This window comes from Pseudoalteromonas sp. Scap06, assembly GCF_013394165.1.
Taxonomy (GTDB): domain Bacteria; phylum Pseudomonadota; class Gammaproteobacteria; order Enterobacterales; family Alteromonadaceae; genus Pseudoalteromonas.
This window is the reverse complement of record NZ_CP041330.1, coordinates 59,524-85,577: the sequence shown is the minus strand read 5'-3', so window position 1 is coordinate 85,577 and position 26,054 is coordinate 59,524. Positions and strand designations below refer to the sequence as shown.

23 protein-coding genes are annotated in these 26,054 nt (G+C 40.1%); 16 read left to right on the top strand and 7 right to left on the bottom strand.

The features are described 5' to 3' along the window. Nucleotides 1-133 precede the first annotated feature (133 nt). The 7 genes from ycaO to folX all read left to right on the top strand — a co-directional run bounded on the left by ycaO (nucleotide 134) and on the right by folX (nucleotide 8,720). Complete coding sequence (gene ycaO / locus FLM47_RS00425; protein WP_178954513.1) at nucleotides 134-1,894, top strand: 30S ribosomal protein S12 methylthiotransferase accessory factor YcaO; 1,761 nt, start codon at nucleotides 134-136, stop codon at nucleotides 1,892-1,894. A 117-nt stretch (nucleotides 1,895-2,011) separates the two neighbouring features. Continuing rightward, nucleotides 2,012-5,350: an ATP-binding protein gene (locus FLM47_RS00420; protein WP_178954511.1), complete on the top strand. Its 3,339-nt coding sequence runs from the start codon at nucleotides 2,012-2,014 to the stop codon at nucleotides 5,348-5,350. A gap of 41 nt (nucleotides 5,351-5,391) precedes the next feature. After that, nucleotides 5,392-6,024 carry a YceH family protein gene (locus tag FLM47_RS00415; protein ID WP_075170877.1) on the top strand — a complete coding sequence of 211 codons (633 nt, stop codon included), beginning with the start codon at nucleotides 5,392-5,394 and terminating at the stop codon, nucleotides 6,022-6,024. Nucleotides 6,025-6,097: 73 nt separating this feature from the next. Further along, nucleotides 6,098-6,934, top strand: coding sequence for an ammonia-dependent NAD(+) synthetase (gene nadE, locus FLM47_RS00410; RefSeq protein WP_178954509.1), 837 nt, complete (start codon nucleotides 6,098-6,100; stop codon nucleotides 6,932-6,934). Between the two features lie 127 nt (nucleotides 6,935-7,061). Then, nucleotides 7,062-7,781 (top strand): dihydromonapterin reductase, encoded by a 720-nt coding sequence (gene folM, locus FLM47_RS00405; protein ID WP_178954507.1) that lies wholly within the window; start codon nucleotides 7,062-7,064, stop codon nucleotides 7,779-7,781. A gap of 24 nt (nucleotides 7,782-7,805) precedes the next feature. Then, complete coding sequence (folE, locus tag FLM47_RS00400) at nucleotides 7,806-8,360, top strand: GTP cyclohydrolase I FolE (RefSeq protein ID WP_008108996.1); 555 nt, start codon at nucleotides 7,806-7,808, stop codon at nucleotides 8,358-8,360. A 3-nt stretch (nucleotides 8,361-8,363) separates the two neighbouring features. Beyond that, complete coding sequence (gene folX, locus FLM47_RS00395) at nucleotides 8,364-8,720, top strand: dihydroneopterin triphosphate 2'-epimerase (protein ID WP_008108994.1); 357 nt, start codon at nucleotides 8,364-8,366, stop codon at nucleotides 8,718-8,720. On the opposite strand, the gene FLM47_RS00390 is transcribed toward folX, so the two are convergent. Together FLM47_RS00390 and FLM47_RS00385 are read right to left on the bottom strand one after the other, a co-directional pair. After that, nucleotides 8,697-9,137 carry a YqaA family protein gene (locus tag FLM47_RS00390; protein WP_010392588.1) on the bottom strand — a complete coding sequence of 147 codons (441 nt, stop codon included), beginning with the start codon at nucleotides 9,135-9,137 and terminating at the stop codon, nucleotides 8,697-8,699. The two genes, folX and FLM47_RS00390, sit on opposite strands and share 24 nt — an antisense overlap. 75 nt (nucleotides 9,138-9,212) lie before the next feature. Next, a complete protein-coding gene (locus tag FLM47_RS00385; RefSeq protein WP_178954505.1) occupies nucleotides 9,213-9,578 on the bottom strand; it encodes a DUF4870 domain-containing protein in 366 nt (121 codons plus the stop codon). A gap of 183 nt (nucleotides 9,579-9,761) precedes the next feature. Between FLM47_RS00385 and FLM47_RS00380 the strand changes: the two genes are divergently transcribed. The 4 genes from FLM47_RS00380 (at nucleotide 9,762) to FLM47_RS00365 (ending at nucleotide 13,509) form a co-directional block, all read left to right on the top strand. Continuing rightward, a complete protein-coding gene (locus tag FLM47_RS00380; RefSeq protein ID WP_178954503.1) occupies nucleotides 9,762-10,463 on the top strand; it encodes a spondin domain-containing protein in 702 nt (233 codons plus the stop codon). A gap of 10 nt (nucleotides 10,464-10,473) precedes the next feature. Beyond that, a complete protein-coding gene (locus FLM47_RS00375) occupies nucleotides 10,474-11,196 on the top strand; it encodes a spondin domain-containing protein (RefSeq protein ID WP_178954501.1) in 723 nt (240 codons plus the stop codon). A gap of 89 nt (nucleotides 11,197-11,285) precedes the next feature. Next, entirely contained in the window at nucleotides 11,286-12,011 is a 726-nt protein-coding gene (locus FLM47_RS00370; RefSeq protein WP_138605474.1) for a response regulator transcription factor, read from the top strand. Nucleotides 12,012-12,021: 10 nt separating this feature from the next. Continuing rightward, on the top strand, nucleotides 12,022-13,509 hold the full coding sequence (locus FLM47_RS00365) for a cell wall metabolism sensor histidine kinase WalK (protein ID WP_178954499.1): 1,488 nt from the start codon (nucleotides 12,022-12,024) through the stop codon (nucleotides 13,507-13,509). Nucleotides 13,510-13,550: 41 nt separating this feature from the next. On the opposite strand, the gene FLM47_RS00360 is transcribed toward FLM47_RS00365, so the two are convergent. Both FLM47_RS00360 and FLM47_RS00355 read right to left on the bottom strand, forming a co-directional pair. After that, entirely contained in the window at nucleotides 13,551-15,722 is a 2,172-nt protein-coding gene (locus tag FLM47_RS00360) for a S9 family peptidase (protein ID WP_178954497.1), read from the bottom strand. A 128-nt stretch (nucleotides 15,723-15,850) separates the two neighbouring features. Further along, nucleotides 15,851-19,315, bottom strand: a complete 3,465-nt coding sequence (locus FLM47_RS00355) for a S8 family serine peptidase (RefSeq protein WP_178954495.1) — start codon at nucleotides 19,313-19,315, stop codon at nucleotides 15,851-15,853. A 256-nt stretch (nucleotides 19,316-19,571) separates the two neighbouring features. Between FLM47_RS00355 and FLM47_RS00350 the strand changes: the two genes are divergently transcribed. Then, nucleotides 19,572-20,042: a DUF2721 domain-containing protein gene (locus FLM47_RS00350; RefSeq protein WP_178954493.1), complete on the top strand. Its 471-nt coding sequence runs from the start codon at nucleotides 19,572-19,574 to the stop codon at nucleotides 20,040-20,042. 58 nt (nucleotides 20,043-20,100) lie between these two features. Here FLM47_RS00350 and FLM47_RS00345 read toward each other — a convergent pair whose 3' ends face one another. Next, the gene (locus tag FLM47_RS00345) at nucleotides 20,101-20,634 is read right to left on the bottom strand and encodes a hypothetical protein (RefSeq protein WP_178954491.1); all 534 of its coding nucleotides are present in this window, start codon (nucleotides 20,632-20,634) and stop codon (nucleotides 20,101-20,103) included. A gap of 11 nt (nucleotides 20,635-20,645) precedes the next feature. Then, on the bottom strand, nucleotides 20,646-22,979 hold the full coding sequence (locus FLM47_RS00340) for a S8 family serine peptidase (protein WP_178954489.1): 2,334 nt from the start codon (nucleotides 22,977-22,979) through the stop codon (nucleotides 20,646-20,648). Nucleotides 22,980-23,200: 221 nt separating this feature from the next. Here FLM47_RS00340 and FLM47_RS00335 point away from each other — a divergent pair, with 221 nt between their 5' ends. After that, the gene (locus tag FLM47_RS00335; protein WP_010392576.1) at nucleotides 23,201-23,653 is read left to right on the top strand and encodes a cytochrome c; all 453 of its coding nucleotides are present in this window, start codon (nucleotides 23,201-23,203) and stop codon (nucleotides 23,651-23,653) included. Nucleotides 23,654-23,704: 51 nt separating this feature from the next. On the opposite strand, the gene FLM47_RS00330 is transcribed toward FLM47_RS00335, so the two are convergent. After that, nucleotides 23,705-24,361 carry a cytochrome b/b6 domain-containing protein gene (locus FLM47_RS00330; RefSeq protein ID WP_178954487.1) on the bottom strand — a complete coding sequence of 219 codons (657 nt, stop codon included), beginning with the start codon at nucleotides 24,359-24,361 and terminating at the stop codon, nucleotides 23,705-23,707. 105 nt (nucleotides 24,362-24,466) lie between these two features. On the opposite strand from FLM47_RS00330, the gene FLM47_RS00325 reads away from it, so the two are divergent. The 3 genes from FLM47_RS00325 (at nucleotide 24,467) to FLM47_RS00315 (ending at nucleotide 26,048) form a co-directional block, all read left to right on the top strand. Continuing rightward, nucleotides 24,467-25,171 (top strand): AzlC family ABC transporter permease, encoded by a 705-nt coding sequence (locus FLM47_RS00325; protein ID WP_178954485.1) that lies wholly within the window; start codon nucleotides 24,467-24,469, stop codon nucleotides 25,169-25,171. Next, nucleotides 25,168-25,467, top strand: a complete 300-nt coding sequence (locus FLM47_RS00320) for an AzlD domain-containing protein (protein ID WP_178954483.1) — start codon at nucleotides 25,168-25,170, stop codon at nucleotides 25,465-25,467. The genes FLM47_RS00325 and FLM47_RS00320 overlap by 4 nt, the downstream gene beginning before the upstream one ends. Before the next feature lie 89 nt (nucleotides 25,468-25,556). After that, nucleotides 25,557-26,048 (top strand): glutathione peroxidase, encoded by a 492-nt coding sequence (locus FLM47_RS00315; protein WP_178954481.1) that lies wholly within the window; start codon nucleotides 25,557-25,559, stop codon nucleotides 26,046-26,048. The last annotated feature ends 6 nt before the right edge of the window (nucleotides 26,049-26,054 follow it).

Here is a 26,054-nt window from a genome sequence, read left to right as displayed (position 1 = left end):
ATAAACTATTATTAGCATATATTCATAATCGTTCTATTAAAAACGCTACGAAAAGCGGGTAAAGGGTGAAATAAACATCAAAATCCACGATAATACACAGTTCATGTATTGTGCAGACCTAGTTGAGATCAAAATGACTGAAAAAACATTTATTAAAGGTAAAGACCGCGATTTAGAATCGTCTATCTCTACCATGCAAAACAAGCTAAAAGCGCTAAATATTAATATTGAAGAAGCGCTATGGCTTAACCCTGTAGCAAACTGTTATTCAGTTCATATAAAAGATAGCGACTGTGGTGTGATGTTTACTAACGGTAAAGGTGCTACTGATAAAGCCTCTATCGCTTCTGCGCTAGGTGAATATTTTGAGCGTTTAAGCTGTAACTACTTTTTTGCTGATTTTTACTTAGGTGAAGAATTTGCCAATGGTGACTTTACTCATTACCCGAACGAAAAGTGGTTTAAAGTAGCAGAAGATCAAGTACCACAAGGGATTATGGATGAAAGCTTATGGGATTACTTCGACCCTGAGCGTGAATTAACTGCCTCACACCTTTATGACTTTAATTCTGGTAATTTTGAACGTGGTATTTGTACTGTGCCTTATACCCGCCAGCGCGACGGCCAAGATATTTATATTCCGGTGAACGTGATTGGTAATATTTTTGTTTCTAATGGTATGAGTGCTGGTAATACTAAATTTGAAGCCCGTGTACAGGGGTTATCTGAGGTATTTGAACGCGCCATTAAAAATCGCATTATTGCTGAAGGTATTAGCTTACCAATCGTGCCTGAAGATGTGGTAAAACAATACCCTAAAATTCATGAAGCCTGTGAAGAGTTGCGTAGCCATGGCTTCCACTTACGTATTGCAGATGCCTCACTTGGCGGTAAATACCCTGTAATGAGTGTTACGCTAATCAACCCAGTAGATGGCTCTGTATTTGCCTCTTTTGGTGCTCATCCTTCATTTGAAGTGGCACTTGAACGTACGGTAACTGAGCTACTGCAAGGTCGTCGCCTAGATCAACTAGACGTATTTCAACCTGCCACTTTTGACAACGACGAAGTAGCCACACCTGAAAACATTGAACTGCACTTTATTGATTCAAGCGGTTTAATTTCTCATGACTTTTTCCGTTCTGAAGCAGACTTTGAATTTGTACATTGGGACTTTAGTGGTTCAACTGAGCAAGAATATAACTTCTGTACTGATTTAATTCACAGCATGGGCCATGATATCTACATCATGGATTACACCCACTTAAATGTGTATGCATGTCGTATTTTAGTGCCTGGTATGTCTGATATTTATCCGGTAGATGAGCTTATTTGGCGTAATAACAACGAAGGCGCTAAATTCCGCGCAACTTTCTTATCACTTGATCAATATGACACTGAGCAACTGATGGAAATTTACGAAAACCTAGAAGAAGCTGGTCATAGCGATATTATTCGCGCTGCTGAATTCATTGGCTTAGCAACCGATGCCGATACGCCTTGGCATACTCTACGTATTGGTGAACTGAAAGCACACTTATGCTTAGCCGCAGGCAGCGAAGAAGCGATTGATTGGGTTGACTGGATTTTACATACCGGCCAAGTTAATGAAGACGCGATGCGTCATTTCCGTTGTTTAAAAGCTATTTTAGAAATTAAATACGATGACGAACGTGAATATACAAGCTACCAAGACGCCTTAGGACTGATGTTTGGCGCTAATAATGTAACCCTTGCAATTGAGATTGCAGAAGGTCGTACACGCTTTAACGGCTTAACTTTCCCAGGTTTATCGCTTGAAGGCTTTAAAAAGCACGCCGCATTATTGGATGGCTACCGCAAGTTACATGTTGCGAAACAGCATCATTGGGCACGCGAAGTTAGTGATTCATAATATCTAAACGTGTTTATAGTTAAAAAGAAAGTGGCGCATATTTAACTGCGCCATTTTTGTTTCTAGTGTTAGTTAGCTATAGTTAAGCTTTCTATATTAACAATTTAATTACACCTTATGTGGCAACAGCGCAAAAGTAAACGCACATCCATTTATAATTTTAAGCTTACCTTTTTATTTGCAATCACTTTAATTGCAATAACAAGCTTAGTGCTTGAACGGCTTAATTATAATCGGGCAAAAGATGCTTACCGTTTACAAGTACTTTCTCAAGTAAGTACCTACAGAGCTCAGCTTGAAGCTATTTTGGTATCTAATATTCAGTTAATACGAGGCTTGGCTGTAGCCGTTGCTGCCGAGCCTAATTTAAGCCAAACACGTTTTGGGCAAATTGCCGCTCCACTGTTTAACACCTCTAACGAACTACGTAATATTGGTGCTGCACCTAATATGGTCATTACAATGACCTACCCGCTTAAAGGGAATGAAAAAGCCATTGGACTCAATTTTTTAGAAAATAAAGCGCAACGCGATGATGCTATTAAAGCACGCGACACTAATACTATTGTAATGGCTGGACCGCTCACGTTAGTTCAAGGCAGTGAAGCTTTGATTGCACGAGTGCCAGTTTATTTACCTGAAGACCACTCTTTTTGGGGGCTGCTTTCTGTGGTACTCGATATAGAAAAAGTCTATAACAACGCTGGAATTTTCGAATTACAAAAAAAATACACCGTTGCTATTCAAGGACGCAATGGCTTAGGTAAACAAGGTGAGTTTTTCTTTGGTGACCCTGAAATTACCAGCCAAAACCCGCTTGAGTTTAACCTAAACTTTCAAGGCGGAGCTTGGCAGCTCTATGTAGTGCCAAAAACAGGCTGGCAACCGGCATCGTCGTCTATCTGGCCGTTACGTATCGTTATTATTGTTATTTTGAGTTTGCTTATTTTTGCGTTTTTATTGTTTTTAAAAATGCTCAATAGAGAACACGAAAACGAAAAAATGCTCGAGGTCATGAGTAACCTAGCGCAAGTGGGCGCATGGTCATTTAATTTAGAAAAAAAGCAGGTATTTTGGTCAGACATGACCAAAAAGATATTTGAATACCCTTTAGATGAGCAACCTAAATGGTCATCCGATTTATATTACTTTAAAGAGGGTAAAAGCAGAGATAAGGCGGCTGAACTAATTTCCAGGGCGGTTAAATATGGTGAAAGCTACGAGGCCGAACTGGAAGTTATTAATGCCAACGGCGAAGTGATTTGGGCACTCATACATGGTGAAGCCGAGCATAAAAATGGGCGTTGTAACAGAATATTCGGCTCACTACAAAATATTGATGCCCGTAAAAAGGTAGCAATAGAAGATCAAAAAATAGCTCGTTTTAATGAAACCTTAGCGTCGTTAACTATTAGCGACCACATATTAAAAGGTAAATTAAGCGAATCAAAAGAGCTTATTACTCGTGCGGTGTGTCGTGCACTTAAAGTGAATACAGTAAGCATTCGCTTGTTTGATAAATACAAAACTCAACTTAGTCCCATTGCGAGTTATAGCCAAAATAACAGTGATAATAATACGCCTTGGCGCCAGCACGACATCCCTGACTTTTTTACCACCCTAGAAAACAAAGCCGTTTTTAGCGCTCAAGACGCACAGCAACAAGCTTGTCTCGCACCCATAGCAAAAAGCTACCTCGAGCCATCACCTATTAAAGCAATGCTATGTGTTATGATCCCCGCAGGCAGCGGCTCTATTGGTGTTGTATGCGCAGAACAAGCAACGGTTAGATCATGGACGCAAAACGAAGAAGGTTTTTTAATTGCTATCGGCGCGCTAATAGGAAGTCTTCACTCTAGTGAACAGCGCATAGAAACCGAAGCTGAACTAGTAATGGCAAAAGAAGCCGCTGAACAGGCGGTGATCGCTAAAAGTGAATTTTTAGCTAGCATGAGTCATGAAATTCGCACCCCGATGAATGGAGTGTTAGGTATGCTTAATATCATTCAGGCGACCTCACTTGATCAGCAACAACGTCATCATATAAAGCTTGCCCAATCGTCAGCAGAGTCTTTATTAGGGATTATTAATGATATTTTAGACTTTTCTAAAATAGAGGCTGGTAAGTTAGACATAGAAAGCATTCAATTTAATCTACCACAATTACTAGGCGAGATTATTGAGTCGTTTGCGCTCAAGGCCGAAAGCAATAACACCCAATTAATTTTAGATACTACGCATGTAAGCACCAGTGAGATTGTGTGTGATCCAAATAGATTACGACAAATTTTAAATAACTTGATTGCCAATGCCGTAAAATTTACTCAAAACGGACAAGTACTGGTAACCGCTACCATTGAAAAAACTCTCGATGATACGACTTTAGAATGTGCGATTATTGATACCGGCATTGGTATTAGTTTAGAGAAGCAAAAACAGTTATTTGATTCTTTTACTCAAGCTGATGCATCAACAACCCGCCAATATGGCGGTACAGGTTTAGGGTTGGCAATAGTTAAGCAGCTGTGCGAACTCATGGGAGGCGAGGTAAGTGTAAATAGCTCACCTAATGAAGGCAGTACCTTTACTTTTTCAGTCAGCATTACCTCAGTGATAGACCAAGCATTTGATTTAGATTGTCAACATATACAAGCAAAGCGAATACTCATTGTTGATAATAGCGAGATGAATGCCACCATCATCGAGAAGCAATTAATGCTATGGGGCGCAGATGTCAGTGCAGTATGTGATTATGAAGAGGTTGAAACTTATATAAGTAATCATCAACAAACGCCACCGGATGTAGCAATTATTGACACAAGCTTTTTGGAGCCTGTAGCACACCCTTTGGCTGAAAAGTTGAAACATTTTTTAGTGAAAAGCCATATTTTGATTATGGCCCCAATGAGCTATTCAAAAAGCAATTTATTTTATGGAAACAATGAAGCAGCCTTAATTTTTAAACCTCTCACTGCTATTGATTTATATAACACGCTGGTAAAAAGTACATTGGCAGCACAACCTAAAGAGTTAGCGCTGCCTCCAGCGATTAATAAACAAAAAAAAGCGAAAGGCCATGTGTTGCTTGTAGAAGATAACAAAGTAAACCAAGTGGTTGCCTGTGCATTATTAAAACAAGCTGAGCTTACCTTTGATATTGCAGAAGATGGCAAAGACGCCCTAACCAAATTAAACCGAGCAACCGCAAACACTTATCAACTTATTTTAATGGATTGCCAAATGCCTATTATGGATGGATACCAAGCTACCATGGCTATTAGAGAGGGCCTTGCGGGTCAAGAGAATCAAACCATCCCCATTATTGCACTAACGGCTAATGCAATGCGCGGAGATAAAGACAAATGTTTAAATGCCGGTATGAACGACTATTTAAGTAAACCTCTCGATGGCCCTGCTATGCATGCTAAATTGCAACAATGGCTTAGCGCTAAATAACAGTGTAAGCTTAAAATAGAATCGATGAAGTAAGGGATATTATGCAGTTATCAGTTGAACAACAAAGAGTTATTGGCTGTTTATTGGAAAAGCAAACAACAACGCCTGAACATTACCCACTATCATTAAATGCCTTAACGAATGCTTGTAATCAAAAATCAAATCGCGCTCCTGTGCTCGAATTAAGCCAACAGCAAGTTCAGGCTACCATTGCCGAATTAATCGACTTACGCTTGGTAACAGAAGATGAAGGTCTCAGTGGACGTGTATCTAAATACGACCATCGCTTTTGTAATACACAATTTAGTCACTTACAATTTAACGCACAACAACGCGCCATTATATGTTTATTATTATTGCGGGGAGCTCAAACACCCGGTGAATTAAAAACCCGTTGTGCTCGCTTAGCTGACTTTACCAATGTTGACGACGTTGAAACATCGCTTGAACAATTGATTGAAAATAGCCATGTTAAAAAGCTGCCCCGTGAGCCTGGTAAGCGTGATAGCCGTTATATCCACTTATTTACAGCACCTTCTGCAGAAAACGATGAGCCAACAGCAACACAAACCATTACAGACGAGTTAAAAAACCAAGAGCTCAATGAGATACTCGCTGAAATTAACGAGCTAAAAGCTCAACTTAAACAAATAAAAGAGTATATAGGACTTTAATTGTGTAATTTGAAATCACATAATAGCTATTCTTTTTTGAGCATTAAAACTTTTTAACTTTAAGGAGCGGGCCATGCGCGCCGAAATTATGGCTGAAATGAAAGTTCAGCCTAGTATTGATGTTAACGCTGAAATTAAACGCCGAGTAAATTTTATTAAAGCACGTTTAAAAGCCGCATACTCAACTTCACTGGTACTAGGTATTAGTGGCGGTGTAGACTCATCAACCTGTGGCCGATTATGCCAACTTGCTGTTAATGAGCTTAATCAAGAACACCAAGATACACAGTATCAATTTATTGCTGTGCGCTTACCGTATGGAGTGCAAGCAGATGAAAGCGAAGCACAAATGGCGGTTGATTTTATTAAGCCCAGCACCCGTATGACAGTTAATATTCAGCCTGCAACCGACGCACTGCACGAGCAAACAATGGCAACTTTAGCTGGTAATAATAAGCCATTGCCAACACAAGAAAAAATAGACTTTATTAAAGGCAATGTGAAAGCACGCCAACGCATGATTGCACAATATGAAATTGCTGGGTTTTGCCAAGGGCTCGTTGTAGGTACCGACCATAGCGCCGAAAACATTACCGGTTTTTATACTAAGTTTGGCGATGGCGCCTGCGATTTAGCCCCTTTGTTTGGTCTATCTAAACGTCAGGTTAGAGCATTGGCAACAGCATTAGGTGCACCTGCTTTGTTAGTTGAAAAAGCACCTACTGCGGATTTAGAAAGTGATAGACCAGGTTTGACTGACGAGGAAGCATTAGGCTTAAGCTATGAAGAAATTGATGACTTTTTAGAAGGTAAACCAGTCTCCGAGCATGTGGAACAAACACTGATTGCAATTTACCAACGCACGCAACATAAGCGCCAGCCTATTCCAACAATATACGATGCTTTTTAAATCAATATTATAAGTGTGATTTAACTGATCGAGCCGCTTATATTTTACGTAAAAAATGGCGTGAAAATAAGTGGCTTAAATTTTAACGGTTAACCTTAACGCTTGCCAACAGAGAGTTTTATATTTTATGACCCCCCCTATTTTGATTACTGGTGCAGGACAACGTATTGGACTTGCGCTTGCACAGCATTTTATAGCCCAAGGGCAAGCGGTCATTATTACTTATCGTACCCGCCATGAAGCGGTAGATTTGCTAGAGCAAAAAGGGGCCACTTGTCTTTATGCTGACTTTAGTTCTGATGAGGGTATTAATACTTTTATTACATTACTTAAAGCACAGACTGACTCACTAAGCGCGATAATTCATAATGCATCAAGCTGGGACTGTGAAGCTAACAACCCTCAGTTTGAGCAGCTGTTTGACAGTATGATGCGCATTCATGCAAAAACACCGTACTTGGTAAACTTACGCTGTGCAGATTTACTATTAAATTATCAGGCGTCTCACACTAAGCCCGCTGACATTATTCATCTAACTGATTACGTAGTGGAAACTGGCAGCCCAAAACACTTAGCCTATGCGGCCAGCAAAGCCGCCTTGGATAACTTAACCAAATCATTTAGTGCTAAATATGCACCGAATATTAAAGTGAATTCCGTCGCACCATCATTAATTATTTTTAATCAACATGATGATGAGCAGTATCGCGCTAAAACTTTAAAAAAATCATTAATGGGTATCGAACCTGGATGCCAAGAAATTATCAATAGTATCGACCTACTACTAAACAGCCATTACATCACAGGCCGTGCTTTACCTGTTGATGGTGGTCGCCATCTTAAGTAAGTCATCTAAATAAACGAGAAACTTATGCATAACGAATTAAAAGAAAGCTATCAAAAAATTATAACCGCAGTCGGTGAAGATGCAGAACGTGAAGGGTTGCTCGATACTCCAAAACGCGCTGCAAAAGCGATGGAGTACCTAACTCAAGGTTATCGCCAAACGCTTAACGAAATCACTAACAATGCAGTATTTACCTCAGATGCTGACGATATGGTGTTGATACAAGATATAGAGCTTTACTCTATGTGTGAGCATCACTTATTACCGTTTATTGGCCGCTGTCACATTGCTTATATCCCTGATGGCAAAGTGTTAGGTTTGTCTAAGTTTGCACGTATTGTGGATATGTTCTCTCGCCGTTTTCAAATTCAAGAACAGCTAACCCATCAAATTGCCAAAGCGGTTGAGGAAGTAACCGGTGCCAAAGGTGTAGGCGTCATTGTTGAGGCAAAGCACATGTGTATGATGATGCGTGGCGTGGAAAAGCAAAACTCAAGTATGCGTACTTCGGTTATGCTTGGTAACTTTAGAGCCGATCCGAAAACACGTAATGAGTTTTTACAGCTGATCAAAGGATAACCTATGGCAAACGCAATAATTAATGTAACTAACTTACGGCTACGCACGTTTATTGGCTTTAATCCTGATGAACGTGAAAAAAAACAAGATGTAGTCATTAATTTAGAAATTCATTATCCGGCTGATCAAGCTTGTGAAACTGATGAAGTAGAACAAGCACTTAACTACAAGGTAATTACTAAAGAAGTAATTAGCTTAGTTGAACAGGGTCACTTTTTATTGTTAGAAAAATTAGTTGCTGAAATTCTTGCTGTTTGCCACTCGCACCCAAGTGTAAATTATGCCAAAGCCCGAGTGGATAAACCTCATGCGCTGCGCTTTGCAGACTCTGTGTCGCTAACTCTGGACTGGCACAAATAATCCAACGGCAAGGGCTATTACAGCTAAATAACGTAGCCCTTTGCCGAGTGTTACTAGCACTAAAAACATACTAAAGCGCACTTTAAACACGCCGCCAATAACAGTTAGTGGATCGCCAACAATAGGTAACCACGCAAACAGTAAGCTATATACTCCATATTTATTAAACTGCTTTTGCGCTTTTTTAAGCCCTTTTTCAGAAACTGGAAACCATTTTTTATCTTTGAAGCGTAATGCTTGTGTTCCAAGCCAATAATTAACACAACTGCCTAATACATTGCCTAAGGTTGCTGCAAACCAAATTAGCCATAAGTTAGTATTACCTTGCATTATCATCCCACCCATCAATACTTCAGACGAGCTGGGTAATAACGTAGCCGATATAAATGCTGTAAAAAATAATGTTATATAGAGCATTTTTCCCTTATGACTAAAAACTAAACCCAGCCATTAAGCTGGGTTTGAACGACTTTTTAACTTAAATCAAAACGCTTATTTAATTAAATTTAAGCTAAGGGGATAATTAAACTCTTTGCCATCGTTGGCTTTTACGCTTGCGATAACCACCATCACAAATGAAAAGATAGCGACCATAGGTAACAGTAGTAAACCAACAGCTGCAAAAATTAGTAAAAAACATACAAAATAAGCTATAGCCATAGTAATTTGAAAGTTAAGCGCTTTTTTACCATGTATATCAACTATAGGCATTTCATCTTTTTTAATTAGCCAAATAATAAGGGGGCCTAACACCGAGCCGAATGGCACAATAAACCCAGCTAATGCACTTAAATGACATAGCATTGCCCAAGTTCGGTCATCTTTATTAACGACTTTAATTTCTTGATTTTCTTCCATAGCACAATCCTTTAATTTTTAAAATCCGGTTTAATTATACACAGGTATATAACACCACTTATCTATTTATTTGTAAAAAAATCACAACCTAAATTTCTGTGATAAAAAAGTGATAAGTTTGTGAGAGTTTCTGGAGACGATTGTTCAATACTTATCTCGAATCATCACATACAGGAAATAAAAATGAAAGCTTCAACATTTACACTTGCAACTCTTTTAGCAGTAGCTAGCCAGTCAGCCATAGCTGCAGAGTTAGACCTAGCAATAACCAACCTAACACAAGGCATTCACTTTACCCCACTGCTAGTTACAGCACACGACAGCGAAGATAAGCTTTTTGAAGTTGCAACTGAAGCTTCTACTGCATTACAAACAATGGCTGAAGGTGGCAACATTGCAGAACTAATGGCACAAGCTACTGCAGCAGGTAGCGACATGGCTGCAAACCCAGCAGGAGGCTTATTAGCGCCATCATCATCGACCATGGCCACACTAATGACAACCGATGGTAATGACTACCTCTCAGTAACCGCTATGTTACTGCCTACAAACGATGGCTTTGTTGGCCTGGATAGCTGGAAAATCCCAACCGAAGCAGGCACTTATACTGTTTACTTAAATGCATATGATGCAGGCACTGAGCACAATAATGAACTCATTGTCGATGGCTCAGGTGCACCGGGTACGCCAGGTATTCCTGCAGCCCCAGGTGGCGACGCGGGCACAGGCGGCGCTGGCTTAACAAGTACCGATAGCAATATTAACGTACATATTCATCCAGGCACGTTAGGTGACGACGATTTAACCGCTGGTAATAGCGATTTAAGTAATACGGTTCACAGATGGTTAAACCCAGTAGCTAAGCTAACCGTTACGGTTAAGTAGGAGCGTTATCATGGCATCTTTAAATAACTTTAAAAAAAGCATCGTGGTTGTTGCACTTGCAGCCTCACTTGCAGCCTGCGGCGATAACGACAGAAACGAACCTGTTCAGGTTGTCACACCGCCAACTCCTGAGCCTGTAAGCTATACATTTGATGTTACCGTCAGCAATTTAACCGCGGGGCAGCCACTATCGCCTATTGCTGTTATTGCACATACTGAAGGCACTCTTTGGCAAATTGGCAATGCGGCCTCAATTGCATTAGAAGCAATAGCTGAAGGAGGCGATAACAGCCAACTGCTTGCATTAGAAAACGCTATAGCCAACGCATCAAGCGAAGGTCCTGTTGGACCTGGTGCTAATACCACGATTACATTAACCACAGACTCACTTGAGGCACTTAAGTTGTCGCTTGCCACTATGATGGTGAATACAAATGATGGGTTTACCGGTCTTAGTGCTTTAGATGTATCTTCATTAGCCGTCGGCGACTCTTTAACTCGCACTACCGTTGCTTATGATGCAGGTACTGAATCAAATACAGAAGCAGCTGGTACGATACCCGGTCCTGCTGATGGCGGAGAAGGTTTTAATGAAGCCCGTGATGATGTTAATTTTGTAGCAAGACACCCAGGTGTAGTTACAAATGAAGATGGTTTGTCTGGCTCAGTGCTTAGCCCTGAACATAAATTTGATAACCCATTAGCAAAAGTGGTTATTACCCGCACTCAGTAATTCGTTTATCAATATCAACCTCGATATACCAGCTTTTAATGGGGAAGTTGGGGAGCACGGAAGCCCCCCCTTTTTTACGAGGATAAATGATGCGCCATGAAAAGTTACTCATAGTTGAAGACGACAGAGAAATTGGTAAATTAATTACCACACAGCTTACATCGCTAAATTTACATGTGGATCATGTTGTAAGTGCTGAACTGGCTTTGAAAAAAATAGCCAAACAATCTTACGGGCTTATTTTACTGGATATAAACCTTCCGCAAATGGATGGATTGAGTTTATGTCGTAAAATAAAAGAACACTATCCAACTATCTCAGTGATTTTACTAACAGCACTAAGTAGCGATATGGACAGAGTTATAGGCCTAGAAATGGGCGCCGACGATTATATTTGTAAACCCTTTTTTGCACGTGAACTACAAGCCAGAGTAAAAACCCAACTGCGACACAGAGCACAATTGCTCGCGAGCCAAAATACTAACCAGAATACGATTAAGGGCGAAACAACGCTTCATGTTGGCTCGCTACACATTGAATTTGACTCTCATCAAGTGTACTTAGCTGAACAGGCAATTAACCTAACCGCCACCGAATTTGATTTGCTTGTGTACTTTGCACGTCACCCAAATCATGTCTTTAGCCGCCAACAACTGCTCGATAAAGTATGGGGGTACCAACACAGCGGCTACGAACATACGGTTAATTCGCATATTAACCGCTTGCGCGCAAAGCTCGAATTACATCAACCAACTCCCATTATAGAAACCGTTTGGGGTGTGGGATACAAACTCAACCCAAACCAACTTAATTAAGATTTTTATTATGAAACTTTCTTTGTACCAAAAATTAGCAGTGTCGTTAGCCGTTATTTTTTGTTTTATTTGTGCGCTAGTTTATAGCTGGAGTAAACAATTAGAACTCAACTCCAAACACCATGGCGAACAAAACTTACATTTAGCACTGGCTGAACATTTAGTACAAGACAATCCATTAATAAAAGAAGGCGTATACGATTACGAAGCCCTTGAAAACCTGTTTCATACTCTAATGCTGTTAGGCCCTGCCTTTGAATTTTACTTTGTAGACCAGCGCGGAAAAATATTGACTTACTCCGCAGAACCCGGAAAAGTAAAGCGCTCACACGTTAATTTAGAGCCGCTAAAAAAGCTGATTGCCCACCCAAACACAACACCTATTTATGGTGATAACCCACGAGACCCACAGCAACAAAAAATATTTTCTGTGGCGCCTGTATTTAACAACAATGCATTACAAGGGTATTTATATATAATTATTGGTGGTGAGGCATACGACACCTCACTCAATAATATAAAAAGTAACGACTCGTTATTAGTGGCTGCTATGTGGCTTGGCTCAACACTCATTTTTTTATTTATTGCGATGCTTATTTTACTGCGATTTTTCACAAGCCCTATTCAACGTCTTGCAAAAGATGTGAGCAATATTGAGGCTGCTAACTATAGCCTAACCGATACAAAACTAAGTCACTATTCAAATCAAAAAAGCAACGAAGTCCACAGCCTAGGTCGAAGTATTCAAGCGATGATAACGCGTATAAACGAGCAATTTAAAGCACTTGAGCAAGGTGATAAACAACGTAAAGAGCTGCTTACTCACCTCTCCCATGATCTGCGAACACCACTAGCCTCTCTACAAGGTTTTTTAGAAGTGTTAAATCAGTCAGGTGACAAACTAAGTAAACAAGAACAGCAAGAATACTTGCAAGTCTCATTAAATAACTGTGGACAGCTAAAGCAACTTATAGAGCAAATTTTTGAACTTGCTCACTTAGAAAATGGCCAAATAAACATTAATAAAGAAACATTTAACCTAGGAGAGCTAATTTACGATTGTATTGCTAAGTTTAGTATTGTTGCGCAACAAAAAGGCATTAATTTATCGGTTGAGCCAGAAATTTGTGACTTCCCTGTCATCGCCGACATAGCCAAACTTGAGCGCGTTTTAAGTAACTTAATCGATAATGCAATTAGGCATACTCCCCTTGGTGGCAGTATTGAGGTTAGCGTAAGACGAAGTAACCACTATCAATTATTTGTGCAAGTTTCGGATACCGGAGTTGGTATTAAACATGATGAGTTACAAGCTATTTTTGATCCCCACTACCAAGCTAGTAATTCTAATAAAGCGGGCCGTCAACAAGGTGGGTTAGGGCTTGCTATTTGTCGTGGACTATTAAAGCTTATGGACAGTGAAATAAATGTTCAAAGTGAGATAGGCAAAGGCACTATTTTTAGCTTTAATTTGCCACAAAAAAAAGGCGTAACTTAACGTTACGCCTTGGCTCATTACTTAGTTGAATTTGGGTGTGGCTATTTTTTTATACCGGCTAAATCAAGCATAAATGCATAATTTAACGCGGCATCTTCTAAGCGTTTAAAACGACCAGACGCACCGCCATGGCCGGCTTCCATGTCTATTTTAAATAGTAGTTTATTATCATCTGTTTTGTAGTCACGCAGTTTTGCAACCCACTTTGCTGGCTCAAAATATTGAACCTGTGAGTCGTGCAAACCTGTTGTTACTAACATATTAGGGTAGTCTTGTTTACTAACTTGATCGTATGGTGAATACGACAACATATAATCGTAATATTCTTTCTCGTTAGGGTTACCCCACTCACCATACTCGTTAGTTGTAAGCGGAATAGTCTCATCAAGCATAGTAGTAACCACATCAACAAATGGAACCGCAGCCACCATACCTTTATATAGCTCAGGCGCTTGGTTTGCCACTGCGCCCATTAATAAACCACCAGCACTGCCACCTTGGGCAAAAATTTGCTCTTTATCGCCATACCCTTGAGCTACCAATGACTTAGTAACATCTACAAAGTCGTTAAACGTGTTCTTTTTAGTGAGTAATTTACCCGCTTCGTACCACGGGCGCCCTAACATTTGCGAACCACGTACGTGGGCAATTGCAAATACAAAACCACGGTCAAGCAACGTTAATCGTGCAGAAGAAAAACTAGGATCCATTGTTGCACCATACGAACCATAGCCGTATTGCAATAATGGGTTAGTGCCATCTTTTTTAAATAGCTCTTTTCGATACACCAAACTCACCGGTACTTTTACGCCATCGCGTGCTGTAACAAAAATACGCTCAGACGCGTAGTTTTCTGCGTTAAAGTCACCTAATACCGCTTGTTGCTTTAATAATGTTTTTTCGCCAGTGGCCAAATTGACATCATAAGATGAACCCGGTGTCGTCATACTGGTGTAATACACACGTAGCGTATCGCTGTTTAATTCGTTATTACCGTACGCATTAATCGTGTACGCACTGTCGTTAAAGCTTAGTGGTAACTCTTTGCCTGATGTTAAATTACGCGCAATCAGTGTTGATTGACCCATTTCACGTTGTTGATATACCAAGTAGTCATCAAATAACTCAACGTCTTCGAGTTTAATATCCTCGCGAGCAGGGATCACACTTTGCCAATTTGCTTTATCACCGGCTTTATCAATATCAACTTTCATAAGCTGAAAGTTAACCGCATTTAAATTAGTCACAATGTAATAAGTATTACCTAATTTTGAAATGCTGTATTCAAGGTTGGCTTCACGTTCAATTAAACGCTTTGGCTTAGCATTTACATCGTTTGCACTCAGTACTGATAAACCCGATGCATCAGTACTGCTATGCCAAATATAAATTTCTGAGCCGTCTTTGCTCTTGCTCATACCTGTGTAATAGCTCGTATCTTTTTCTTCGTATACAAGCTCATCATCGCTTTGTGATGTACCAAGCGTATGACGATAAACTTGATAACCGAGTAAGGTTTGCGCATCTTTTTTAATGTAATAAACAGTTTTATTGTCGTTCGCCCACACAACATAACCACTAGTGCCTTCAAGCGTGTCTTCTAGTAATTTGCCCGTGTTTAAATCTTTAATTTTTATATTGTAAACACGGCGACTCACCGTATCTTCACCATACGCCATTAAGTTATCATTTGGGCTTACATTTAGGCCACTAACCGCAAAATAGTCATGGCCTTTAGCTAATTCATTTACGTCTAAAATAACTTCTTGATCGGTGCCTGCAAAATCACTACTGCGTAAGTAAGTAGCATACTCATTATCGCCGCGAGTTTGCGACGAATAATAATAGTTACCTTTTTTAACTGGCACTGAATCATCATCTTTTTGAATTCGCCCTTTTAGCTCTTCAAATAACGAAGTTTGTAACGTTTTTGTATGCGCAAGCATTTCATCTGTGTAAGCATTTTCAGCCTCAAGGTAACCAATTACCTTAGGAGCTTTACGCTCATCATCACGCATCCAATAATAATTATCGATGCGAGTATCGCCATGGATTGTCATTTCATATGGCACTTTCTTCGCAATCGGCGGCATGACTTCGGTTTGAGCAGCTACATTTTCAACCTTTGCTGATTGCTCAGCGTCAGGGGCTTTATTACACCCCCCTAAAATAGCTAAGGATATAAAAGTAAGAACAAATGGAGTGTGTTTCATTGATCAGAATCTCTGTAGTTTTTATTTTTGTTAAATATACCTAATATTTAATAGCACAGAGATTTAGTTTGTGAAGCTATGTAAAAAGGGAGCCGAAGCTCCCTTTTATAAACATTTAAGTTAGTACATTACTTTTGCTTACGACGACGCATAAATGCAAACGGTGCAACTAGTAATGTTAGCCAGGCTAGTGAACCTGAAGAGCTTTTCTTCGCTGGTTCTGGAGTAACAACAGGTGCTACTTGCGCTGTAATGCTAACCGCTACCATTACAGGTTCAGATACATTACCACGAACATCAATAGCAACAACTTCCATTTCTGCAGATGTATCACCTGCTAATAAAGTTGTATCTGCAACCACAATTTGTCCATCTGCATCAACAGCAAGACCAATATTTGTATTTGATTGTACGTAATACTCTGAAATGGCCAAATCTAACTCTGACTCTTCAATAGTAAGCGCACCTACTACGGTTCCATCCGCTGCATCTTCTGAAACACTAAACTCACCACCAACCAGTTTTGGTGCTTCAACGTCTGGTAATTCTAGGTCTTCAGCTGCCATAACTTTAATAAGGTTAGTGCCTGAACCTTGCGATAGTGCAAACGGACCACTTGCAGAAACAACCGCTTTCTCTCCTGGCATAATTGAAGAAACGGCTTCGCCCGTTTCAAGTGAAGTAATCTGTACCTGAGGTTGTACACCAAATACCGTTGAACCTGTTACACTATCAGTTTCAAAGTAAACACCTGTTTGATAGCTAGGGTAGCCCACTGATACCTTAAAGTTCATTGGCTCGCCAATCATTGCTGCATCAATATTCATCAACTCAGAACAGCCAGAGAAGGTAATTGTATCTTCACCTGCCGCATGGTAAAGCGGAGTAGCCCATGCCAACGTATCATTACCCGCACCATCAGTTGTACCAATTAGAGTACGACTACGACCAGGGAATGCAGTCTGACGACCACGATCGTTATAGTTTTGCATATACTGATCTGAGACACCGTTATTATCTGTGTCGATTTCAACTCTGTACCCAGCTTGGAATACATGTGTTAATGGATCTCGCAATTGAATGGAAGAAGTTATAAATACACCTGAATCACACGCTTCTGAATTAAACGCAGAGAAAGTAGTAGACAGGATATTAAACTCAGCCTCTTCAATTGTTTTTTCTGTTCCCACTGCAATTACACTTTCAGCTTGAGGCGTAATTTCTGTTTGACCTGTGTTTTCAATAACTAATGCCATTTCATTATTAACAACTTCAGGTGAGTAACTTAATTCAGTCGCCGCCTTTGGCATTGCATGATAAACAAGGTGTAAATCATGATCGCTATCTGTAGATGCGTCATCGAATACTAACGCACCATCAAATTCGATTGATGTTAATGCTGCACTTCTTGCTGCAATGTCATCTGCACTGAATGGGTTTTCTAATTCCCATACAGGTAATTTAGTTGGGTCAACCGTCATTGTAATATCAAAGTTAATCGCTTGACCTGCAGGAACTGTTACAGACTCAGGGAAATCCCAACTAACTGCGTTAGTATCAATATCACTTTGATAACGCGCTTCTGTGCGAAGATTATAAGTTTTTGCATCTGCAGAGAAGTTCTTAACGGTTACCGTTTTAGTGATAGAGCCTGTTTCTGCAAGGCTCACTAAACCATAAGAAAGCGCAGCTTGTTTAGTATCAAACTTTCCGTCATGCACCCATGCCGCAACTGGTAGATTAACCGCCTTAGTAACGTCAACCAAACCAGCACCTATCATACTAATTGGTGCAAGCTCTGAGTCAGGGTTTATATCAAGAGGTTCATTGGTTACATTTAAGTTCGCAGCATTCATTATTGTTGCTTTAATCTCAAACGCATTGCGCTCTGGATGTGCTTCACGGATCATAGCAACCGCACCGGCTGTAATTGGACCTGAGAATGACGTACCCGACACAGGATTAGTCCCCGTTTGAGTACCTGCTGCTGCTACATCAATACTTGTGCCTGGCGCTGTAATTTCTGGTTTTAATAAACCATCCATCGAAGGACCACGCGATGAGAATGTAGCAACCGCACCAGCTGTTGCTTTAAATTCAACACTAATATCAAATGTTGCAGGACCGCCAGCAGCCAGCTGAGCTTTTAATGCTGCGCCTGCAGCAAAATTAATTCCTACATTTTTAATTGTAACTGCAGCATCAAAACCACCCATAGATGCAGGAGTACCATCATCTACATTGTTTGCAATCATTACGAACTCAGCACCTTTAGCCTGAGCATGTAAAACTTTATCAGTAAAGTTACATGATCCTCGGTCAATTAATACTGCTTTGCCAGTAAAGTCCACATCCGCAGAGAACTCAACACAACCATCCTGATTTGCTTCAGGGTAAACTAAATCAATATCAGCACCTGAAATAGTATAGGCTTCTTGTGGGCCAAAACCTGATGGCTGGATATTACCTTCAAGGCCTGCAATAGCGCCCTCAGCAATACCAACTTCAGTTGCTGGGTGAGTCATAGCACCGACAGATAGTGCATTAGGTGTAGTACTTGGACCACCAATACGGAACGGGTTGTCACCATCGTTACCAGCAGAAATGACCATATTTACGCCTAACTCAACTGCACGTTGAACTAAGTATTGTGTACCACCACCAGTGTAAGTGTCACCAAACTCACCTCCAAGAGACATGTTCATTACATCAACACGGTCTGAAATATCACCATCACCGTTAGGATCCATTGCCGCTTCTAATGCTGCTGCTTGTGCTGCACTTGGACAACCACCACCACATACAGAATATGCATATAACTCAACATCAGGTGCAATACCGTTTACTGAGTTTGCAGATGATGTACCGTGATTTGTTGGATCACCCGTTGATGGAGAGTTAGCCGCGTCATTTTCAATAGGATCTGCATCATCACGAATAAAATCGTAACCACCTTGCACGATACCTTGAGGCCATGCAACTGACGTTGGATCAGCCTGTGCAGCTAGGTAAGCCTCAACTGTACCTTCACCACCAAATGCCTCATGCGTATAGTCAATACCTGTATCAAGCACTGCAACACGTTGGCCTTTACCACTTGCAATACCATCAGTAATAAGTGGTTTAGCATTGATATATTCAGAGCTCGCAGCAACATGTATTTCTCGATCGAACATTGGTAAAACTTTAGCAACGCGATCATCTTTTGAAATTTGAGCTAACGCTTCTGGGGTTGCTTGAACAATTAAGGTTGGTGCTAAAATTTTAGTTTTACCAATTACTTTTGCATTAAAATCTAAGCTATTTAACTCAACAGTCATCATATCTTGAAGCTGCTCAATCTGCGCCGTTATTTCTCGATTAGAAGATGATTGGTAAGTCCCAGCAGCAACTGCATCGACAGACGTTTTTGCCTTAAGAACGATCATATGTGCAGAAGGTGCTTTTTTATCAGCAGCTATTTCCTTAATTTGCTCTGCGTATTTATTGGTCATTGTAGCGTCAGGCAAAGTCGCAGCATTAGCAATCGTTGCCACAAGTGCACTTGATACAGCTGTCGCGATTGCTGTTCTTTTAATTATATTGTTAGACATTGTTTCCCCTAAGATAGGTTATGTATTATTGTATTTGCTATATTTAATTCTTTGGCTATGTAACCGAATATAAAACGCCAACCTTTGTATGAGCAACAGCATTGCTACATTAAAATTACATAAAAAACAGAACACCTTACAAAAATAGCGTAAACAACTGATTTAAAACACCAAAAAGAAGCAACTAACTTTGTAAAAAAATGTAAACAAAAATGTAAACAAAAATGTAAACAAAAATGTAAACACTGAGAAAAAAATGAACAATGATGTAATTAATATTTTAACTATGGCTAAAGTCATTCAAACAGCCGTTGCCCCTGTTTTTTTAATTACGGGTATTGCAGCAACACTTGGGGTGCTATCCAACCGTTTAGCACGTATTACAGACAGGGCCAGACAGTTAGAACGAAAATTAAAAGTTAGTACGGATGAGGAGTTTAACTTATCCTTAACCACAGAATTAAGAGCGCTCCTAAAACGTTCTCGATGTATCCACATAGCCTTCAGCTTAAGTGTCTTAAGCGCATTATTAGTATGTGCCGTGGTTATGCTGTTATTTTTATCGCACATACAGTCGATTAATTTAGGCGTTACTATTGGTAGTTGTTTTGTTGGTGCAATGGCATTGCTAATATGTGCATTTATGTCATTACTTGGCGAGGTTTTTTTGGCAACCCGCAGTATGCGTCGAGGAATGATATTTGCCGATATTGATATGAATGATTAATAAAAAGCCCCGTGTAACTAAAGTTACACGGGGCTTTTTATTATTGATTTAAAATAAATTATTGCACAGTGTAGATAGTTTCTAACACTTCAATTCTAGCCTCTTTTGAAAAACCAGATGCTTTAAGCTGCTCTGAAGCCGCTAAAATATCTTGTCCTTCATTTACAGCCATAACCGCAATCTTAGTGCCTGGGAAAACAGATACTACCTTTAAGCCCGTTGCTGATGCAACATCGCTTGCAGTTTTACCGTCTTTTAACAGAATAGTAATGTTTCCTGATAATGTGCTTAAGTTATTAGTCAGAATATTGCGAACTAAAGAGCCTTTAGTAACTAATTCTGAGTCAGTAGCAACATTAACAATTGACATATCGCCCTTCTTCATCACTACATGCTCTTCTGCTGCAACACTAGACGGCACTAAACGTAAGCCTTTCTCTACTTTATAAGAACCAAAGTCGGCTTTATCAAACTTTAAGCTAGCAACCTGCTTTTTAGGTAACTCAAGTTCTTTATCAAAGCTAGTGTTAGCTGTTGCGCTTAATGAGATACACGCGGCAGCACTTAATACGATTAATTTATTAAATTTCATTTTTATAATCCTTACTCTTGACCTGCGTGACCGAATGCGCGAAGAGATACACCTTCAAGAACACTCGCTGAGCTATTATTGCTTATCCCAATTGCACTTAAACCGTTATCGCCACCGTCACTCAATGCAAAGCTATCTGCACTTGTATCTAGTAAGCGGATTTTCCAAGTACCTTTAGTAGACTCGCCGTAAAAAGCATTTGAAAGCATAACTGCGTCTTTTAATACATAGCCAATGCTCCAACCATTAGTGAAGCTGTATGCTGGGTAAAACAGTGCTTGTTTAGATGACAATAACACACTACGGGTACCCGCTGGTGATGTAACTTCAATCGCTAAATCGTTACCAGCAGATGTTTGTGTACCATCGCTTAAATCTAAGACCATCTCAGAGTTGCTAACATCAAACTTAAACTGCATTGCTTCAATATTCAGCTCTTCAGTCACTTCGATTTCTTGTGTTAAACCCGATGCGTTGTTATCTGGGATTTCAAGTGCTAGTGCATCCTCAGCAACAACTGAACCAAAACCTTTCCAATTCGTGATTACTTGCTCGCCTAATGAAGCTTCGTAAGATTTAGCCATTGCAACAGCTGCACCAGCATCAACTCGACCAAAGCCATATAAGTTATTAAAGCTATAACCGGCAGCATTTTCAACCCAACCGTCATGAGCAACAAACTCACCTTCACCTACAGTTAAATTAACAGCTGCGTTATCTGCATCAATTAAAGTACTGGTTGATGCTAATATATGGCGCACATCACGCCAAGTTAGTTCAGGGTTGGCTGAAAGAATTAACGATACCACACCTGATGCATTTGGCGCAGCAGACGATGTACCATTAAATGTAGATGTGTAGTTACAACTTGCGTTATCTTCATGCCCTGGGTAATTAAATGGGTATTGGCTTGCAGCAAACTCTTCACCATAGGCTGCAGCCCAAGCGGTGATAGAACGGCCATTGAAGCCTGAATAACCATTAATACAAGTCATTTGATCAGTTGTAACCATTGCTGGAGCCCAACGACCATATTCACCCGCTGGCGCTGAAACCATTAAGTTAGCACCTGCAGTTGAGTAGCTAGTGTGCTTACCATTTGCATTTACAGCTGCGACACTTAAGTAATAAGGATGACCTTGGCTAGGTTCAAATGCACCATTATAACAAGTTAACCCTAACTCGTTAGCACCGTTATCTTCACATAATGAACCTTCGCTCTCATCACCAACAAAAGAGTTACCGCTCGATTTCATGTTTAGTGCACCTTTACCATCACGAAGGTAAAGATTTGGGTAAGACTCTATTGTTTCATCAAGCTCTGAATAAGCAATAAATGTCGGGAATGTAATACCGTAACTACGGTTAAACGCCGAAATGCTTTCAGACGTGCTAATACCACTTCCAGGGAAACCATGTACAAGTAGATCAGTTTGCGCTACTTTCTCACCACCAAGGTAGTTCATACCAATTAAGCCTGTATCAGGTGCAACACCACGACCGCCTTTACCATTCCAACCTTTTGCTGCAATTAAGCCTGCAACACTAGTACCATGGTCACCGCTGTTAGATGTGCTTGTAGGGTCAGTACGGTCTAATGTTTCTGCGTCCAGGTTTAAAGAGCGGTTAGGCAATACGTTATCAATTAAATCTTCGTGGCGAATTTCCATACCTGAGTCAACAACAACAGCAGTCATGCCCGCACCTGTAACACCTTGCGCATAAGCAGCTGCTACGTTCATGTCTTCACCAACAACAAGCTCTTCAGCTTCTGACTTAGCGAAGTCTTCATCAAAACGTGCTTGTGCCTCTTCTTCAGTAAAACCACGTTGATTAACATATAAATCAATAAGGCCTTGTTTCATCTCATCGCTTAAGGCGTAAGCTTTTTGGCCTGTATTATTCAAGTGCCATTGTTGATTTGCTAGTGGGTCACCAATAGTACCTGAAACCATAATTTGTGCAGATGCTGTTTTACCGTTAGCTGTCACCGTGTAATCGATTACTGCGTCTTCAGTTGTGACTGGCACGTAAGTAAATGATGTACCATCGACTGTTAATGCACCGTGGCTAAACATGAACACGCCGTCTTCAGCAACGACAGCTTCACCGTTTTCAGTAAAGCTGAATGATAATGTATCACCATCAAGGTCACTTGCATTAAATTCGGCAGTTACTGGGATCCATTGTTTTTGATCGCTTACAGCAACATCACTCGCTTTTGGTGCTACATCAGTAACAACTGGGGCTTTATTGTTATTATCATTATCGCTTCCACCACACCCTGATAGCGAAATTACTATTGCAGCAGACAACGCTGACAACTTAAAAATATTATTTTTCATAAATGCTCTTAATTGGTTATTTTTATGATAACCGAATGTACACAACCCCAACACCATCAACAACAAGGTATTTACAAACATTCACAAAAAAGACGAGTTAAAACTGATTATTTCCAAGGTCCGTCAATTTATATCAAAGTAATAATCTATGCATTCCCTTGAACTAAAGCCTGAGCTAAGATACAAAGATAATCAAATAACCGTCAAAGGAGTAGAGCAAAGTGAAATTGAAGCAAGTATTTATCGGGGCGTTACTATCTACATGCGCATTTAGCGTGTCTGCAAATTCTGCATTTAAAGAGCCGAGTGATGCGATTGAGTATCGCCAAGCTGCATTCTCTATGATTTCAGTTCAAATAGGCGATATGGGTGCTATGCTTAAGGGTAAAATTCCTTTTGATGCAGAGCAATTTAAGCAGCGTGCAAATAACGCAGCGGCATTGTCTAAAATGCCTTGGGAAGCTTTTTACGCAGGTACTGATAAGGGTGATACATCAGCACTTCCTGCGGTATGGTCTGAAAACGATACTTTTATGAAAAAAGCGACAGCATTTCAACAATATGCTGATGAACTTGCTGTAGCAGCTCAAACCGGTGACAAAGCTGTTATTGGTAAAGCGTTTGGTGCATGGGCTAAAGGCTGTAAAGATTGTCATAAGCAATTCAAAGACTAATATATACGGTGTATTAAGAACAAAAATGGCGCTGTATTAGCGCCACTTTTTTTAACTAAGCAAATAACTTAAATGCTCACTTCCCCAGGTACTCATTAATAAAACCAGTAGTACCAAAAATATAACCCATGCAACCCATGGTGACTTTGTCTCTGGCTCTGAGCTTTTTGTTGCTAGTGCTTTATTACCGGTGATCATTGCTTTGACCAGAGGCTTGCCTTTAATTTTGTAAGCAATAATAGCCACAACATGCAAAATAATCGCATAAAATAAAATATCAAAATTAATATGGTGCAGCCAATTGGCCAAATCAATCGTATCACTCGATACATACTGCGCTAACGGGCCATCTGTTAAAATACCATCACTGCTCATTAAACCGCTTACTAGCTGCGCTATGATCAGAATAAAAAATAATAACACCATATAACTACCTGGTGCAGAATGGCCCACCTCATTTGTTTTTTTGCCAGCAAAAGAAGCAAGCACCGATTTAGGAGAGTGCAGTAATACCGATATTTTTGCTGTTTTACTGCCAAATAGGCCCCATATAATCCGTGTTGAAATAAGCGCTAAAGTAAAAAAGCCAACCACAAAATGAAGTTCGATCATGCCCTCTTCTGCACTAAAATAAAGCGCAGCAATACTCAATACTAATAACCAATGAAAGCTTCTTACAAAGCCATCCCACACTTTTACCTTAAACATTGCACCTTCCCTAAAAAAAAGTATCATCTAAAACGCTAACTATTTTAGCTTCTCAATATTAAGGTATCCCGATGAGTCTTTCCACCTATGCACAGAGTCAAACACATGCAGTCAATTAAAAAACCAGTATTAAAAGGCTTTTTAGATATGCTACCGCTGTGTTTAGCGGTTATTCCTTGGGGTATCTTATGTGGCTCGTTGGCAATACAAAACGGCTTTACTCCCTTTGAAACTCAAGCCATGTCACTACTGGTATTTGCGGGCTCGGCACAGCTGGTTGCAATAGAGCTCATTGCTGGTAACACCCCTCTACTAACCATTCTTTTTACCACGTTTATTATTAGCTCTCGCCACTTTTTATATGGCTTGGCGGTTCGTCACAAAGTAATTGAGCAGCCCATGCGTTGGCGCCTGCCTGTCAGCTTTGTGTTAACTGATGAACTATTTGCTTTTTCGCACCACCCGCGCGCCTATCGTACTAAAATCCGTTTAATTTATGCATTGAGCGCAGGTTTTAGCTTTTATATTACGTGGAATATTTGGACCCTGATTGGCATTGTAGCCGGTACTATGCTCCCAGACCTCACCAATCTAGGACTCGATTTTGCAATTGCAGCGACTTTTATTGCCTTAGTAGTTCCAGGGATAAAAAACTTAGCTACTTTAGTCACTGTTATTGTTGCAGGGATCAGTGCCACTTTATTAAAAAGCACAGGCTTTGAATTGTGGTTAGTATGCTCTGCGCTTCTAGCAATGAGCGCAGGTTACGTTGTTACCCGATTAGTGCAAAATAAGGAGGACAAAAGATGATGACCACTATTTTACTAATGGCATGTATTACTTTTTTTACTCGCTATTTATTCTTACACCGCGCCTTACCATTTAAAGTAGGGCCAAAAATGCAGCAATTTTTAAGCTTTAGTGCACCTGCGGTACTAACGGCGATTTGGGTGCCAATTGTATTTATAAATGACGAAGGTATAAACCTAAACTGGCAAAACCCTTATCTCAGTGCAGCTATCGTTGCTGTTATTGTTGCTTACAAAACCCATAATATTTACTTAACGACCTTGGCCGGAATGGGGCTGTTTTTAATTTTAAATTAGCAGCAAGCGCTCTAGAAGTGACTTAGACTTTGTAGATCATCACACAAAGGTTAGACTATGCAAAATAAACAAATAATAAGCGTATTTATATGCACCCATTCCATCAACTAAAGACTACTAGTCTGCAAGGCCAGCCAATCGACTTTAAAGAGTTTGAAGGCAAAGTTGTATTAATCGTAAATACCGCAAGTGAATGTGGATTAACTTATCAATATCAATCATTGCAAGCATTACACGAAAAATATGCAAGCCAAGGTTTGGTCATTATAGGCTTTCCATGTAACCAATTTGGTCAACAAGAGCCTGGCGACGCTAAGCAAATAGCGCAAGGTTGTTTAATAAATTACGGGGTTAATTTTTTAGTCGCAGAAAAAGTGAGTGTAAATGGCCAACATACAGATTCAGTTTTTCGCTATTTAAAATCTGTACTCCCGGGGTTTTTAACAAGAAAAATTAAGTGGAACTTCACTAAGTTTTTAGTAGCGGCAGATGGCACACCCATTAAACGGTTTGCGCCCATTACCAAACCTGAAAAACTAGAAAAAGTAATTGAAAAAGCATTACTCGCAGCTAAGGCTTAACCCCAA